Origin of the sequence: Vibrio sp. 10N.239.312.C11, from assembly GCF_041466065.1 — a bacterium.
In the GTDB taxonomy this organism is placed as follows: Bacteria; Pseudomonadota; Gammaproteobacteria; order Enterobacterales; family Vibrionaceae; genus Vibrio; species Vibrio tasmaniensis_A.
Genome location: NZ_JBFSRZ010000007.1, coordinates 18885 through 34256, shown reverse-complemented (window position 1 = coordinate 34256; position 15372 = coordinate 18885). Strand labels below are relative to the sequence as shown.

15 protein-coding genes are annotated in these 15372 nt (G+C 45.6%); 9 read left to right on the top strand and 6 right to left on the bottom strand.

Annotated features, from left to right (window positions below; genetic code table 11):
• From atpB to AB6D07_RS04830, 8 genes are read left to right on the top strand one after another with little or no spacing between them, the layout of a single operon-like run.
• Positions 1-771 (top strand): F0F1 ATP synthase subunit A, encoded by a 771-nt coding sequence (gene atpB / locus AB6D07_RS04865; protein WP_017102582.1) that lies wholly within the window; start codon positions 1-3, stop codon positions 769-771.
• Positions 772-816: 45 nt separating this feature from the next.
• Positions 817-1053: a F0F1 ATP synthase subunit C gene (gene atpE / locus AB6D07_RS04860; protein WP_004730405.1), complete on the top strand. Its 237-nt coding sequence runs from the start codon at positions 817-819 to the stop codon at positions 1051-1053.
• Positions 1054-1107: 54 nt separating this feature from the next.
• Positions 1108-1578 carry a F0F1 ATP synthase subunit B gene (locus AB6D07_RS04855; protein WP_004730401.1) on the top strand — a complete coding sequence of 157 codons (471 nt, stop codon included), beginning with the start codon at positions 1108-1110 and terminating at the stop codon, positions 1576-1578.
• Positions 1579-1589: 11 nt separating this feature from the next.
• Positions 1590-2141, top strand: a complete 552-nt coding sequence (locus AB6D07_RS04850; protein ID WP_017102581.1) for a F0F1 ATP synthase subunit delta — start codon at positions 1590-1592, stop codon at positions 2139-2141.
• 9 nt (positions 2142-2150) lie between these two features.
• Positions 2151-3692 (top strand): F0F1 ATP synthase subunit alpha, encoded by a 1542-nt coding sequence (gene atpA, locus AB6D07_RS04845; protein WP_012600780.1) that lies wholly within the window; start codon positions 2151-2153, stop codon positions 3690-3692.
• Between the two features lie 47 nt (positions 3693-3739).
• Positions 3740-4609, top strand: a complete 870-nt coding sequence (gene atpG, locus AB6D07_RS04840; protein ID WP_009844931.1) for a F0F1 ATP synthase subunit gamma — start codon at positions 3740-3742, stop codon at positions 4607-4609.
• Positions 4610-4653: 44 nt separating this feature from the next.
• Positions 4654-6039 carry a F0F1 ATP synthase subunit beta gene (gene atpD, locus AB6D07_RS04835; RefSeq protein WP_017102580.1) on the top strand — a complete coding sequence of 462 codons (1386 nt, stop codon included), beginning with the start codon at positions 4654-4656 and terminating at the stop codon, positions 6037-6039.
• Between the two features lie 14 nt (positions 6040-6053).
• Positions 6054-6497, top strand: coding sequence for a F0F1 ATP synthase subunit epsilon (locus AB6D07_RS04830; RefSeq protein ID WP_017102579.1), 444 nt, complete (start codon positions 6054-6056; stop codon positions 6495-6497).
• A 179-nt stretch (positions 6498-6676) separates the two neighbouring features.
• On the opposite strand, the gene AB6D07_RS04825 is transcribed toward AB6D07_RS04830, so the two are convergent.
• Complete coding sequence (locus AB6D07_RS04825; protein WP_017102578.1) at positions 6677-7639, bottom strand: nitrilase family protein; 963 nt, start codon at positions 7637-7639, stop codon at positions 6677-6679.
• Positions 7640-7744: 105 nt separating this feature from the next.
• Here AB6D07_RS04825 and AB6D07_RS04820 point away from each other — a divergent pair, with 105 nt between their 5' ends.
• Positions 7745-8626, top strand: coding sequence for a LysR family transcriptional regulator (locus AB6D07_RS04820; protein ID WP_017102577.1), 882 nt, complete (start codon positions 7745-7747; stop codon positions 8624-8626).
• Positions 8627-8763: 137 nt separating this feature from the next.
• On the opposite strand, the gene AB6D07_RS04815 is transcribed toward AB6D07_RS04820, so the two are convergent.
• The 5 genes from AB6D07_RS04815 to AB6D07_RS04795 all read right to left on the bottom strand — a co-directional run bounded on the left by AB6D07_RS04815 (position 8764) and on the right by AB6D07_RS04795 (position 15138).
• A complete protein-coding gene (locus AB6D07_RS04815) occupies positions 8764-9309 on the bottom strand; it encodes an RNA-binding S4 domain-containing protein (RefSeq protein WP_017102576.1) in 546 nt (181 codons plus the stop codon).
• Positions 9310-9425: 116 nt separating this feature from the next.
• Entirely contained in the window at positions 9426-11078 is a 1653-nt protein-coding gene (gene yejF, locus AB6D07_RS04810; protein WP_017102575.1) for a microcin C ABC transporter ATP-binding protein YejF, read from the bottom strand.
• 9 nt (positions 11079-11087) lie between these two features.
• Positions 11088-12110 carry an ABC transporter permease gene (locus AB6D07_RS04805; protein WP_004730360.1) on the bottom strand — a complete coding sequence of 341 codons (1023 nt, stop codon included), beginning with the start codon at positions 12108-12110 and terminating at the stop codon, positions 11088-11090.
• Between the two features lie 31 nt (positions 12111-12141).
• The gene (locus AB6D07_RS04800; RefSeq protein ID WP_017102574.1) at positions 12142-13230 is read right to left on the bottom strand and encodes a microcin C ABC transporter permease YejB; all 1089 of its coding nucleotides are present in this window, start codon (positions 13228-13230) and stop codon (positions 12142-12144) included.
• Between the two features lie 12 nt (positions 13231-13242).
• Positions 13243-15138 (bottom strand): extracellular solute-binding protein, encoded by a 1896-nt coding sequence (locus AB6D07_RS04795; RefSeq protein WP_017102573.1) that lies wholly within the window; start codon positions 15136-15138, stop codon positions 13243-13245.
• Between the last annotated feature and the right edge of the window lie 234 nt (positions 15139-15372).

Below are 15372 nucleotides of genomic sequence, written 5' to 3'. Positions count from 1 at the left end.
ATGGATCAAGTCACTACCGCTCACGAATACATAGAGCATCACTTAACCTTCTTAACTACAGGTGATGGTTTCTGGGCGTTCAACATTGACTCAATGTTGGTATCTTGGATCACGGGTTTACTGTTTATTGGAGCTTTTCGATATGTAGTGACCAAGGGCACTAGCGGTGTTCCAGGTCGTTTTCAATGTTTTATCGAGCTTATCTTTGATTTCGTTAACAACCTAGTCAAAGAGATTTTTCAAGCGGAGGATAAATTAATAGGGCCACTGGCATTAACCACTTTTGTTTGGGTGTTGTTAATGAATGCAGTCGACCTATTACCAATTGATTTAATACCAGGGTTAACTCGTGTAATGGGTTTAGAACACTTTAGAGATCTACCGACAGCGGATGTAAATATCCCAATGTCGATGGCACTCGGTGTGTTTATTCTACTGTTAACTTATACGTTAAAAAATAAAGGTTTGAAAGGCTTTATCAAAGAGCTCACTACTCAGCCATTTGATAACCCTCTTTTATATCCTGTTAACTTCGTTCTTGAATTAATAACATTAATTTCAAAGCCAATATCACTAGGCTTACGATTATTCGGAAATATGTATGCAGGCGAGATGATATTCATCCTTATCGCACTAATGCCTTGGTGGATGCAATGGGCACTCAGTGTTCCATGGGCCTTATTCCACATATTAATCGTATTCTTGCAAGCATTTATATTTATGGTACTGACCGTTGTTTATTTAGCAATGGCAACAGAAGAACACCATTAATTAATAACTAAAAATTAACTAACAAATTATTTATCGGAGATACAAATGGATATCGTAAGCGCAGTTTTATATGTAGCAGGTGCATTACTGATCGGTTTAGGTGCAGCGGGTGCAGCATCTGGTATTGGTAACTTAGCAGGTAAATACCTTGAAGGTGTTGCTCGTCAACCAGACCTTACTCCAATGCTTCGTACTCAATTCTTCATCATGATGGGCCTTGTAGATGCTGTACCGATGATCGGTGTTGGTATCGGTCTATACATCATCTTTGCCGTTGCTTAATGAAAAGCTTTGAAAAGATCGATTTGTAAATAATCAAGATTTAGTGAGGAAGGTATGAATTTAAATGCCAGCATGTTTGGTCAAGCAATCTCATTCGTGATTTTTGTTTGGCTATGCATGAAATATGTATGGCCCCCTCTCACCGCGATGTTAGACGAGCGCCAAAAAGAAATCGCTGATGGTTTACGCCACTCAGAGAATGCAGCGAAAGAGCTAGAACTAGCAAAATCAAATGGCGCACAACTCGTCGCAGATGCGAAAAAAAATGTGACCGAACTGATTGAGCAAGGCAAAAAACGCCGCAACGAAATCATCACCTTAGCTCACCAAGAAGGTGAGCAAGAAAAAGCGCGCATCTTAGAGCAAGGTAGAGCTGAGCTAGAAGGCGAACGTCAAAAGTTACGCCGTGAACTTCAGGCGGATATGGCAGACGCTGTTATTCAAAGTGCACAGAAATTGATCAGCAAAAACCTAGATTCTGAAACGAACCGAGCGTTAGTTGATCAAATGATAAGCGAACTCTAAACGGAGGCAATATGTCAGATTACACCAATATTGCTCATCCCTACGCTAAAGCATCGTTCGACTTTGCTTTAGGTGAAAACAAGTTACAAGAGTGGCACTCAATGCTGTCCATTCTTGTGACGGTAGCGGAAGAAGAAACGATCGCTAGTCAGATTTCTTCAGCAGAAGGTGTTCATACACAGCAATCTGAAGAACTGGTCAATCTCATCATTCACGTTTGCCAAGGACTCGTTGATGACCACGTCATTAATCTCATTAAAGTCTTGGCTGAGAATGGCCGTCTTGCAGTGATCAGAGACTTGTTTAACTTGTTCAGCGACCTAAAGGACGAACATGAACGTGTAATCCCTGTCACTGTCACCAGTTCAGAATTGCTTACACAAGATCAAGTTACATCACTCACTGCTGCACTTGAGAAGAAATTAGAACGTCAGGTTGAAATGGAACAGGTTATTGATGGCTCGCTGGTTGGCGGGATCGTCATCAAGGCGGGCGAAACCGTCATCGATGGTTCTTTGAACACATCAATTAACCGATTAGCCCATCAACTTCACGCGAGATAGGTAACAATTATGCAATTAAATTCAAATGAAATCAGCGATCTAATCAAAGATCGCATCTCGAAATTTAATGTGAGCACCGAAGCTCGCAACGAAGGCACTATAGTCTCGGTTCGTGACGGCATCATTACCATTAACGGCCTTGCGGATGTCATGCAGGGTGAGATGATCGAGCTTCCAGGTGGCAAATACGCTCTTGCTCTTAACCTTGACACGCACTCAGTCGGTGCCGTGGTTATGGGTCCCTACACTGACCTCTCTGAAGGTATGAAAGTCAAAGGGACAGGTCGTATCTTGGAAGTACCAGTAGGTAACGGACTTCTTGGCCGTGTAGTGAACACACTAGGTGAGCCAATCGATGGCAAAGGCCCAGTGAGTTGTGACCGGCTCGACCCTGTAGAAGTAATTGCACCCGGCGTAATCGAGCGTAAGTCCGTCGATCAGCCAATTCAAACCGGTTATAAAGCCGTTGATACCATGGTGCCTATCGGTCGTGGTCAACGTGAACTGATCATCGGTGACCGTCAGACGGGTAAAACAGCGTTAGCTATCGATGCGATCATCAATCAGAAAGATTCTGGTATCAAATGTGTGTACGTGGCTATTGGCCAGAAAGCATCTACTATCGCAAACGTTGTTCGTAAACTCGAAGACCACGATGCGCTTAAAAATACCATCGTTGTTGTCGCATCAGCATCAGAATCAGCCGCGCTTCAATACCTCGCACCTTATGCGGGTTGCACCATGGGCGAATACTTCCGTGACCGTGGTGAAGATGCACTGATCATCTATGATGACCTATCAAAACAAGCCGTCGCTTACCGTCAAATCTCATTGCTACTTAAACGCCCACCGGGTCGTGAAGCCTTCCCTGGCGACGTATTCTACCTCCACTCACGCTTACTAGAACGTGCGGCAAGAGTAAATGCGGAATACGTTGAGAAGTTCACAAACGGTGAAGTGAAAGGCCAAACAGGTTCATTAACCGCGCTTCCGATCATTGAAACTCAAGCGGGTGACGTATCGGCGTTTGTACCAACCAACGTAATCTCAATTACTGATGGTCAGGTTTTCCTACAAACCCAACTATTCAACTCAGGTCTACGTCCTGCTGTTGACCCAGGTATCTCGGTATCTCGTGTGGGTGGTGCAGCACAGTGCAAGATCATCAAGAAACTATCTGGTGGTATTCGTACATCGTTAGCTCAATACCGTGAGTTAGCCGCATTTGCTCAGTTCTCTTCTGACCTAGACGACATGACGCGCAAGCAGCTTGATCATGGTGAGCGTGTAACCGAACTGATGAAGCAAAAGCAATACTCGCCTATGTCTGTCGCTGAGCAAGCAACGGTTATCTACGCAGCAGAAAAAGGCTATTTGGCTGATGTAGAGTTGCACAAAGTTGCGCGTTTTGAAGAAGAGTTAATTGCTTACGCAAAAGGTCAAAACCCAGAGTTGTTCGACACCATCAACGCTAATGGTGACTACAACGATGAAATTGATGGCGCTCTTGCAAAGCTTCTCGGTGACTTTGTAGCGTTGAAAGCTTGGTAAACGCTCCGGTTTGTTGGCTGGAAATCAAAGCAAATTAGGAGCAGATAATGGCAAATACTAAAGAAATTCGCACCAAGATAGGCAGTGTTAGTAACACTCAGAAAATAACCAGTGCAATGGAGATGGTTGCGGCAAGTAAGATGCGTAAGGTTCAAGACAATATGACGCTAACACGTCCATATGCGGAGAACATGCGCAAAGTTATCTCTCATGTCGCATCAGGGTCGCTGGAATACCAGCACCCCTACCTTCAACAGCGTGAACCAAAACGCGTTGCTTACATCATTATTTCGTCCGATCGAGGCTTATGTGGTGGCTTGAACTCGAATTTGTTCAAGAAAGTGTTAGAAGAAATGGAGCAATGGCGCACCAAGGGAGTCGAGGTAGAAACAACCTTAGTGGGATCTAAGGCTATCTCGTTCTTCCAACGCAGCGGCAATGTTATCGCGCAAACGTCAGGCCTTGGTGACGCGCCTAAATTAGAAGACATTTTAGGTACGGTTAACGCGATGCTAGGGCATTACGACGACGAAAAAATCGACAGCTTGTATCTCGTTTATAACCAGTTCATCAACACCATGGTTCAAGAACCAACGACCTTGCAGTTGCTGCCCCACCCTTCAGATTCTGAGGCCGATGGAGGCGCGAAAAAAGCTCGTCGTTGGGACTACATCTATGAACAAGCACCAAGAGACATCCTCTCTGAGCTGTTACATCGATACATTGAATCGCAAGTGTATCAAGGCATCGTAGAGAGCATTGCCTGTGAGCAAGCAGCCCGAATGGTGGCCATGAAAGCGGCGACCGATAACGCAGGCCAACTCATCGATGATTTGCAGTTGGTATACAACAAAGCGCGACAGGCTGCCATTACCCAAGAACTGAGTGAAATAGTCTCAGGAGCTCAAGCTGTCTAAGGGCAGGAAAGAGTGGGTTAAGAATAGAATTTGAGGATTTAGAGATGAGTGTTGGAAAAATAGTTAAAGTTATCGGCGCGGTGGTAGACGTCGAGTTCAGCGGCGGCAACAGCCCACGCGTTTATGATGCATTGAAAGTGACTAGCGACGAAGCAAGCTCTCTCGTATTGGAAGTTCAGCAACAACTGGGTGGCAGCATCGTTCGTTGTATTGCAATGGGTACGTCAGATGGCTTGCGCCGCGGCCTAACTGTTGAAAACACCGGTTCTCCAATCACCGTTCCTGTGGGCGAAGAAACCTTAGGCCGTATCATGAACGTTCTTGGCCAGCCTATCGATGAATGTGGTGAAATCGGTCAAAAAGAAAGCTACGAAATTCACCGTGAAGCACCCTCTTATGAAGAACAAGCAAACAGCACTGAACTTCTTGAGACCGGCGTTAAGGTTATTGACCTTATTTGTCCTTTCGCAAAGGGCGGTAAAATCGGTCTGTTCGGTGGTGCTGGCGTAGGTAAAACCGTCAACATGATGGAGCTCATCAACAACATCGCCAAAGCCCACTCAGGTCTCTCTGTATTTACCGGTGTTGGTGAACGTACTCGTGAGGGTAACGACTTCTACTACGAGATGAAAGAAGCCGGTGTACTAGACAAAGTAGCCATGGTTTATGGCCAAATGAACGAGCCACCGGGAAACCGTCTACGTGTTGCACTTACAGGCCTGACTATGGCTGAGCGCTTCCGTGATGAAGGTCGTGACGTACTGTTGTTCATTGATAACATCTACCGTTACACGCTTGCCGGGACTGAGGTGTCAGCACTGTTAGGTCGTATGCCTTCAGCAGTAGGTTACCAACCAACACTCGCTGAAGAGATGGGTGTGCTTCAAGAGCGTATCACCTCGACTAGACAAGGCTCTATCACGTCTATCCAAGCGGTATACGTGCCTGCGGATGACTTGACCGATCCATCACCAGCAACAACCTTTGCTCACTTAGATGCGACCGTTGTACTGTCTCGTAATATCGCGGCATTGGGCCTCTACCCTGCAATCGACCCATTGGATTCAACATCTCGCCAATTGGACCCGCTTGTGGTTGGTCAAGAGCACTACGACATTGCACAAAAAGTCCAAACAACGCTGCAACGCTACAAAGAGCTAAAAGACATCATCGCGATTCTTGGTATGGATGAGCTTTCAACTGAAGATAAACAGACGGTATCTCGCGCTCGTAAGATTGAACGTTTCTTAACTCAGCCTTATCACGTAGCCGAAGTGTTTACCGGTCAGAAAGGTGTATTTGTACCGCTAAGCGAAACACTAAGAGGCTTTAAAGGCCTGTTAGGCGGCGAATATGACGATATCCCAGAGCAGGCATTCTTGTACTGTGGTTCTATCGACGAAGTGCTTAACAAAGCAAAATCACTCTAAGAGGCAGGTGCACCATGGCTATCGGAATTACAGATAATACATTTCAACTTAATATTGTAAGTGCGGAAGGTACGCTGTTTTCAGGTCCAGCGTATGCCCTAGCCGTTTCTGGCGCTGACGGTGAGCTGGGGATCCGCCCCGGTCACTCTCCGCTTCTCAGTAAGATCAAACCGGGCGTAACCGTGTTTGTCACAGACCCTAAATCAGAGGGGCAAGTGCTTTATGTGTCTGGCGGAATGCTGGAAGTTCAGCCGGATGTGGTAACGGTGTTAGCCGATACTGCCTTGCACGGCCAAGATATTGACCGCGCTCGCGCAGAAGAAGCGAAATATGCCGCTCTAGAAAATATCAATAAGGGCAACATAGACATTAACTTTGCACAAGCTCAGCTAGAATTAGCGAAAGCCGTTGCTCAGTTGCGTGCATCAGAGCTAACCTCTTCTCACACAAGACACTGAGAATAGAACTTAGATGCTTAGTGCTTATGGCTTATGGCTTAGTGCTTGATGTGTAAATAGTCTACCCACTTAAACATGATTTAAGTGGGTAGACTACATCAGGAGCCCTCACTTCTCTTTCAACTTCCCCACCCTTTTAACCGCTACTAATACATCCTTTTTCTCCCGAACTTACAACATTACTTATCTGCAAAGCGCGCTTGGTGCGGGTCAAGCTCATGACCAAGAGGCTGCGTCAGTGAATGGTACAGCTCAGGCTTACGACCACGAATCCAACGTCTGCCGGTACACATCTCCAACTCTTGCGCTTTCAAATTCGCAATCACCATATCGTCATCAACGCTGTCCGTCTCGGTGATGATTTCCCCATAAGGGCTTAAGATCATCGCATTGCCTGTTCTCACTTCATCCATATCAACACCGACACCATTGCTGAACACCACAAACATACCGTTATCGTGTGCTCTTGCAGGCAACCAACGCATTAGCCATTCGCGCCCATTTTTACCCTGCATTTCAGCACGAATCGCCTCTGGGTTTTCATCTCGGTTAAACCATAAATCTGGGTCAATTCGCTTCATCGCATTGGGGCTACGTGACTGACAACCGCCCGTTTGGTGCGGCGCAATCAAGATATCGGCGCCTTTCAGCGCGGTGATTCGAACGTTCTCAACCAAGTTGTTATCCCAACAAATCAAGATACCAACTTTGCATCCATGCGGCGTATCGAACACCGTGTATTGGTCGCCGCTACTCATATGTGGGCTCACAAAGGTGTGCAGTTTGCGGTGCTTTTGTACCTCTCCATTTGGCATCACGAACACATAAGTGTTGTATAACTCGCCATCCACACCCTGCTCTATCAAGCCTGCGCCAACACTGATTCCAAACTGTGTTGCCAGTGCAATCAACTGTTGAGTGGATTCACCGTTCGGCACAGGTTCCGCTAGTGCTTCTATCTCGTCTCGCGACAAAGCAGACACATGCCAGTAGCCAGTGATGCACATCTCTGGGAAACTGATGATGTCCACGCCACTCTCCGCCGCTTGTCGAACATATTGCTCTATCACAGATAGGTTATACGCCTTGTCACCCGCATGGTGATTGAATTGAACCGACGCTACTTTGATGTCTTTCTTCATGATTCGTCCTCGATTTCGCTTAATCTGATTTGGTATGAACTCAGTATAAAAAATCGATTCAATTCCATATAATGAAAGATATTCTTAGTTCAATGAGCATTTGGAATGGAATTTGATTTACTTAAGGCATTTTGTCAGTTAGCTAAATCTGGCAATTATCGCTTGGCATCAGAGCAGCTCTACATCACTCAGTCAGCTCTTACTAAAAAAATTCAACGACTTGAATCCAACATTGGGGCGTCTCTGTTTTCTCGTGGTAGACATGGCGCAGAACTGACGCATGCGGGTAAAACATTACTGGCAGAAGCCCAACGTTTAGTTCATTCAATGCAGGCGTTTGAGCAGCTTTCAGGCTCTGTGGTGAACGGAACTCAGGGACATTTGAACATAGGCTTTGGCGTGTCCACTTATCATGAAGCGCCCAAGCTGATTGCGGCGTATAAACAGCAATATCCTGAGGTTCATGTCACCTTAAATGACACACCTTCTAAGCAGCAGACAGACGAGTTATTGAGCCATGAACTCGATATCAGCTTCAATCGAATACCCGACTCTTCCGATTTAGAAAATCTAACCCTATTCAATGATTCCCTTGTAATAGCGATACACAAAGATCTTCTCAAACAAGCGCAAGGCAAAGCTCAAGTTCTCTCTGAGTTATCGGAATGGCCTTATCTAAAGCTAGCCCAACACCGAGGTCCCGGATTAGACAGACAGATCCAACAATATTGTCTTGCCAATAAAATCGACCTATCAAAAACACAAGAAGCCGACGATATTCTTACCCTGCTGGCGTTAGTATCGGCCAATATCGGTTTCACCATTGTACCTAGCAGTGCGCAGTTCATTAGTAACACCGATGTGGAATTCATTGCGTTAGAAGGCGAACACGCGACTTGGCCTGTCGGGTTGATCTGGAATGGAGATAGTGAAAACCCACTCCGGGATAAGTTTGTCGAGTTTGTGGCTGATCAAAAAGGAAATTAAACCAGAAGCTAAATTTCACCAACAAAAAAGGCTCACTAAATAGTGAGCCTTTTGATATCTGCCTAACGAAAAACCTAGGTCTAACGTTGCGTGCGTTTTGAAAGAATAGTTTTAGAACAGCAGGTTAGAGTTATAACTTAGAAGAATTCAATCGAGTTACGACCGCTTTTATCGTCACGTGTTGGCTTTGGCGTATCCGCTTTCTTTTTCGGCTTTTTTTCTTTCTTCTCTTTTTTCTCTTTCTTTGGTTCAGCCGTTGCGCTTAGCATTTCTGCTTTGCTTTTCTTAGATTCCTTCTTCTCAGAATCCTTTTTAGACTGACCTTTCTTCGCCTTGTTCTCTTTTTTAGGCGCTTCTTTCTTTTTCGGCTTTTCTAATTCTTCTTGTACTGGCTGATCACACACCACTACATAGTATTCTTGGTTGAATTCAAAGAAGTCGCCATCGTACATTTTACGACGCTTACGGGTTTCTAGCTCACCATTTACCGCTACGTAGCCTTCAGAGATGATGTGCTTAGCTTCGCCGCCACCACTCACTAGGTTAGCAATTTTAAACACTTTGTAGAGCTCGATTGGCTGTGATGAAACATCAATACCAATTGCTTCAATTTCAATCTCTTCGCCTTCTTCGCCCAGCTCTTGGCCTTCGTAATCAGCGTCTTCGTAATGTTCTTGGTCCATGGTGACCTCTACCTAAATATGTACTTCTGAAATATTGGGCGCAGTGTAATCTTAAAACAAGTAAATGACCATGTTGAATTCACCGAGCACTCTTTTGTTCTCGTTACGCACCCACTTTATAGCGCACCACCAACATTCGAAAGGCTGACAAGCTGCTTGGTATATTCATGCTGCGGATTACCAAACAAAGTCTCAGTGTCGCCCTTCTCTATCACCTCGCCAGCTTTCATGACGATAGTGTAATGACACAAGGATTTCACAACATTCAGGTCATGGCTGATAAATAGATAAGTCAGACCATACTTTTCTTGAAGTGATTTCAACAGATCCAGCACCTGCGCTTGAACCGTTCTGTCGAGTGACGATGTGGGTTCGTCTAACAAGATAAACTCTGGCTTTAATATCAGAGCACGAGCAATCGCAATACGCTGCCTTTGTCCGCCAGAAAATTCATTTGGGTAACGGTGACGAGTTTCTGGGTCTAAGTCGACCTCTTTCATTACGTCACAGATGCGTTGGTCGAGTTCAGTGTCGTCCAATTGTTGATGTACTAACAAGCCTTCGCCAATCACTTGCGCGACCGACATTCTCGGATTTAGCGCAGAAAACGGGTCTTGAAAGACCACTTGCATACGGCTTCGAAACGGTAGCATCTGTTGACGGTTTAAGCCTTGAATTTGTTCGTCAGCGTAGGTAATTGACCCTTCACTATCCACCAGCTTAAGTATCGCCATACCAGTCGTCGATTTACCAGAACCACTTTCGCCAACTAAACCGATTGAGTGCCCTTTCTTCAAAGTGAACTCCATGTCGGTTACGGCTTTGACATGAGAAATGGTTCGCTTGAATAAACCGCCCGTGATCGGGAACCAAACACGAAGTTGATTTACATCGAGTAGCGGTTTGCTTTCGGGTGACACAGGAACGGGCAAGCCTTTAGGGTCAGAGTTGATAAGCTTTTGCGTATAAGGGTGAGCAGGCGCATTAAACAGGGTATGACAGTCGTTACTTTCAACCAAGCGACCATCTTTCATTACCGCTACTCTGTCGGCAATCTTACGAACGATACTTAAGTCATGAGTAATGAAAAGCATCGCCATACCCAATTCTTGTTGCAGGTCTTTCAACAAATCCAAAATCTGCGCTTGTACCGATACATCCAATGCGGTTGTCGGCTCATCAGCGATAAGTAGCTCAGGTTCGTTGATCAGCGCCATTGCGATCATCACACGTTGGCGCTCTCCACCAGATAACTCGTGCGGATAGGCTGAAATCTTTTGTTCTGGATAACGGATGCCCACCTTGGATAGCCACTCTATCGCCAAGGCTTGCGCTTTATTGGTTCGCATTCCTCGGTGAATAGAAAGAGTTTCAACCAGCTGCTTACCGACTCGATGAAGCGGATTAAGCGAAACCATAGGCTCTTGGAAGATCATGCCGATGCGACCACCACGAATCCCGCGCAGCTGTCTTTCAGAGCAACTCAGGATATCGGTGCCAGAGAAGTTAATCTTACCGTTTAAGTAGTGCGACGAACCTTTAGGCAAAAGTTTTAGAATCGAGTTAGCTGTAACCGATTTACCGGAGCCACTCTCGCCCACCAGCGCGAGTGTCTCACCTTTGTATATTTCTAAAGAGACGTCTTGCGTCACTTGTTCTATCGAACCTTTACGCCCGAAACCGACAGACAATTTATCAATGGTCAGAACTGGAGGTGCATTAGAAGCCTCTGCTGTTGACCCTGAAGTAGGAGCTGTATTTGAAGTCATAACCTATCCTTACTTCTGTTGATGTGGGTCGAAAGCATCACGCACCGCTTCACCAACGAAGACCAGTAACGTAAGCATCAGTGAAAGCACAACGAAGGCAGAGATGCCAAGCCAAGGCGCTTGTAAGTTAGCTTTACCTTGCGCCAACAACTCACCCAATGAAGGTGAACCCGCAGGCAAACCAAAGCCTAAGAAATCTAACGACGTTAATGTGGTGACCGAGCCTGAAAGGATAAACGGCATCATGGTTAACGATGCCACCATCGCGTTGGGTAGCATGTGACGAAGCATAATACGTTTGTCATCAACACCCATCGCTTGCGCGGCTCTTACATAATCAAAGTTTCGACAGCGTAAGAACTCGGCTCGCACAATCCCCACTAAACTCATCCAACTGAATAGCACCATAATTCCGAGCAACCACCAGAAGTTCGGCTCGATAAAACTCGATAGAATGATCAGCAAGAACAGGGTCGGCATACCAGACCAAACTTCAATGAAGCGCTGACCAAACAGATCCACCCAACCACCGTAGTAACCTTGTGTCGCCCCAACGACGACACCGACCACACTCGATACTATCGTCAGAATAAAACCAAACAGAACGGAAATACGGAACCCATAAATGATACGAGCTAATACATCTCGCCCTTTATCATCGGTTCCTAGCCAATTCACAGAATCGGGCTCCGATGGCACCGCGCCTGAAATATCGAAGTTTATTGTGTCGTAACTAAACGGAATGATTGGCCACACGATGTAACCGCTGTCTTCAATGAGTTCGATAACATACGGGTCTTTGTAGTCGGCTTCGGTTTCAAACTCGCCACCAAACTCTGTCTCGGCGTACTCATTGATAACAGGTACAAACCACTGATTATCATAAGACACCAAGAGTGGTTTATCGTTGGCAATGATCTCAGCGAACAGGCTCAATCCAAACAAGATGGTAAATATCCAAAGGGAGATAAAACCACGCTTGTTTGCTTTAAAACGTAACCAACGAGCTTCAGCTAAAGGGTTGTTAAACATTTATTATCAATACCTTGTTATTCGTTCGCCATTAACGCGCTTCAAAATCAATTCGAGGATCAACCCAGGTATACGTCAGGTCGGAGATAATGCTCAGCACCAAGCCAAGCAAGGTCATGATATAGAGAGAACTGAACACCACTGGGTAATCTCGCTGAATGGTCGACTCAAAGCCAAGCAGACCTATGCCTTCGAGTGAAAACATCACTTCAATCAACATAGAACCCGTGAAGAAAATACTAATAAATGCACTCGGGAAACCGGCAATAATGATCAACATGGCGTTACGGAAAACGTGCTTGTAGAGAATACTGTTCTCGTCCAAACCTTTCGCTCGCGCCGTCACCACATATTGCTTATTAATCTCATCTAGGAAGGAGTTTTTGGTCAGCATGCTGAGCGTGGCAAAGCCACCGATAACCATCGCAAAAATAGGCAATGCTAAATGCCAGAAATAATCGCCTATTTGCTGATACCAGTTGAGCTGGTCGAAGTTACTCGACACGAGTCCACGCAATGGGAACCAACTGAAGTAGTTACCACTCGCGAACAAAATAATCAGGATAATCGCAAACAAGAAGCCCGGGACGGCATAACCGACAATCACCACCGCACTCGACCAAATATCAAACCGAGAGCCGTGATGTATCGCCTTCATGATGCCCAAGGGTATCGAGATCACATAGATGATTAACGTACTCCATAACCCCAAGGAGATGGAAACAGGCAGCCGCTCGATGATGAGATCAATAACGTTGCCGCCCTTAAACAGGCTTTCACCGAAGTTAAAGGTCGCGTAATTTTTCAACATGTCGAAGTAGCGAACATGAATCGGCTTATCAAAACCAAACTGCTTTTTGATCTCTTCAACCACTTCAGGATCAAGCCCACGTGAGCCTTTATAGCCACTCGCAGACGCTTGGTCACTTTCGCTTAAATCAACTTCTTGTCCACCACCAGAAAAGCGCTCCATGATGCCAGAGTTATGCCCTTCTAATTGAGCAACGGCTTGTTCTACCGGACCTCCAGGGGCAATCTGGATGATGAAAAAGTTGATGGTGATGATCGCCCACAGCGTGGGGATCACCAACAATAAACGTCGAAATATATACGCGGCCATGCTAACTAACTCCTAGCGACGTTTTTCAGGAAGCAATGCCGCCTTCTCTTCTGAAATCCACCATGTATCGATACCTAAATCGTATTTAGGCAATACATCTGGACGCTCAAACTTGTCCCACATTGCTACGCGATATTCACCAACGTGCCATTGCGGGATGTTGTAGAAATTCCACTGCAATACTCGGTCCAGTGAACGACCGAGAGTAAGAAGCTTTTCAGGATGTTGTTGGTTACGCGCAATTTCTTCTGTTAACGCGTCAACCACTGGATCGATAACACCTGCAGTATTGTAAGTAGAATCAATGTAGTTAGAGTTCCAAACGCTCATTAAGTTCGGGCTAGGGTAAGGGTTTGCGGAAAATGACGACGACACCATGTCGAAATCACGATCACGCAAGCGCTTGATGTACTGAGTCGTATCGATGGTACGGATCTTCATCTCAATACCCATGCGCTTAAGGTTCTTTTGAACCGGCGTTGCGATACGTTCCGTGGTTGGGCTGTAAATCAGCAACTCAAATGACATCGGCTTGCCGGTCTTTTCGTTGGTCATCACTTTGTCTTTCAATACCCAACCCGCTTCTTTCAGCAGTTTGAAAGCGGTACGCATTTGGCTACGAATACGGCCGCTGCCATCGGTGACTGAAGGTTGGAATTCTTTGGTAAACACTCGCGCTGGAATCTGATCTTTGTACTGAGACAGCAATTCAACTTCAGCTGCGCTTGGTAAGCCTTTCGCTTCATAGTCGGTGTTCTGGAAATAACTACGAGTACGTTTGTACTGACCATAGAACATGTTCTTGTTCATCCACTCAAAGTCCATCGCATAGGTTAACGCTTCTCGAACTTTAGGATCTGAGAACACAGGAGATTGAATATTGAAGACAAAACCTTGAGTCGTTTCAGGCTTCTCATGGTTGATCTCTTCTTTAATGATGTAGCCTTTATCGAAGTTCGCGCCTGTGTAAGAGTTGGCCCAGAACTTAGCCGAGTTCTCGGTTCGAAGATCGAACTCCCCTGCTTTAAAAGCTTCCAACATTACCGTGTCGTCACGGTAGTAATCGTATTGCACTTGCTTGAAGTTATTACGGCCAACGTTGACTGGTAGGTCTGCTGCCCAGTAGTTTTCATCTAGGCCGTAGGTCACACTTTGCCCAGATTTATAGCTAATGATCTTATAGGGACCACTGCCTACTGGTGGCTCACTTAGAGGTTCAGACAGCTTTCTGTCTTTCCAGAAATGCTTCGGCAACACACGAGTGCTTTGCGCAAAGCTGAACAGTTTTTCGCGGTTTGGACTGTTCATTTCAATACGAACAACCAAATCAGAGACCGCTTTTACTGACTTAATCTCTTTATAATACACACGATACTGAGGCACACCTTCTTTTGAAAACTTGTCAAAAGTGAAGGCAACATCGTGCGCGGTAATAGGTTCGCCATCTTGGAATTTAGCATTTGGGTTGATGTCGATTTCCATCCAAGTGAAATCACTGGCGTAGCGAACCTTTGAGGCGATCAATGGATAATACGCATCGATCTCGTCGCTCGGAGAAAACATCAAGGTATCGTAAATCTCCCCCGTATAGCTGGCAGCAACGCCGCGGGAACCGAATCGATTAAAGCTATCGTAGGTACCTATGCTGCCATAAGTCACTTTGCCTACTTTTGGCGCATCAGGGTTAACGTAATCGAAGTGAGTGAAATCGGCTGGATATTTTGCTTCACCAAAACCAACCAATTGTGTGGTTTCAATAACGGTGACAGTAGGAGTTGATTCGGTATCAGAAGCGTGTGTGACGGAGGGATATAGAGCAATAAGCGGCAGCATGACTGCACATGACTTCAAATTAGACCTGAAAAACTGAGTGCGCTGCAAGGCTTTGCTTCGGAAATCTGTTCCCATTTGACTCTCCCTTCAAATGTTATGAATTCTATATTCAAGTTGATTAATCGGCTTTGAATGCATGCCGTTAAAACAAGTATAGGTTCAAATCTAACATCATGTAATAACTAATAAAACCATCAGCACTTCATCTCTGACGGTTTATTTACAATTAACTCGTCACCGCTCGAAGTTATTGGATGCAGTTGGCGCTGATTGCTTTGATTCCTTTAATTAGCTTGGTGGCGCTGGAAA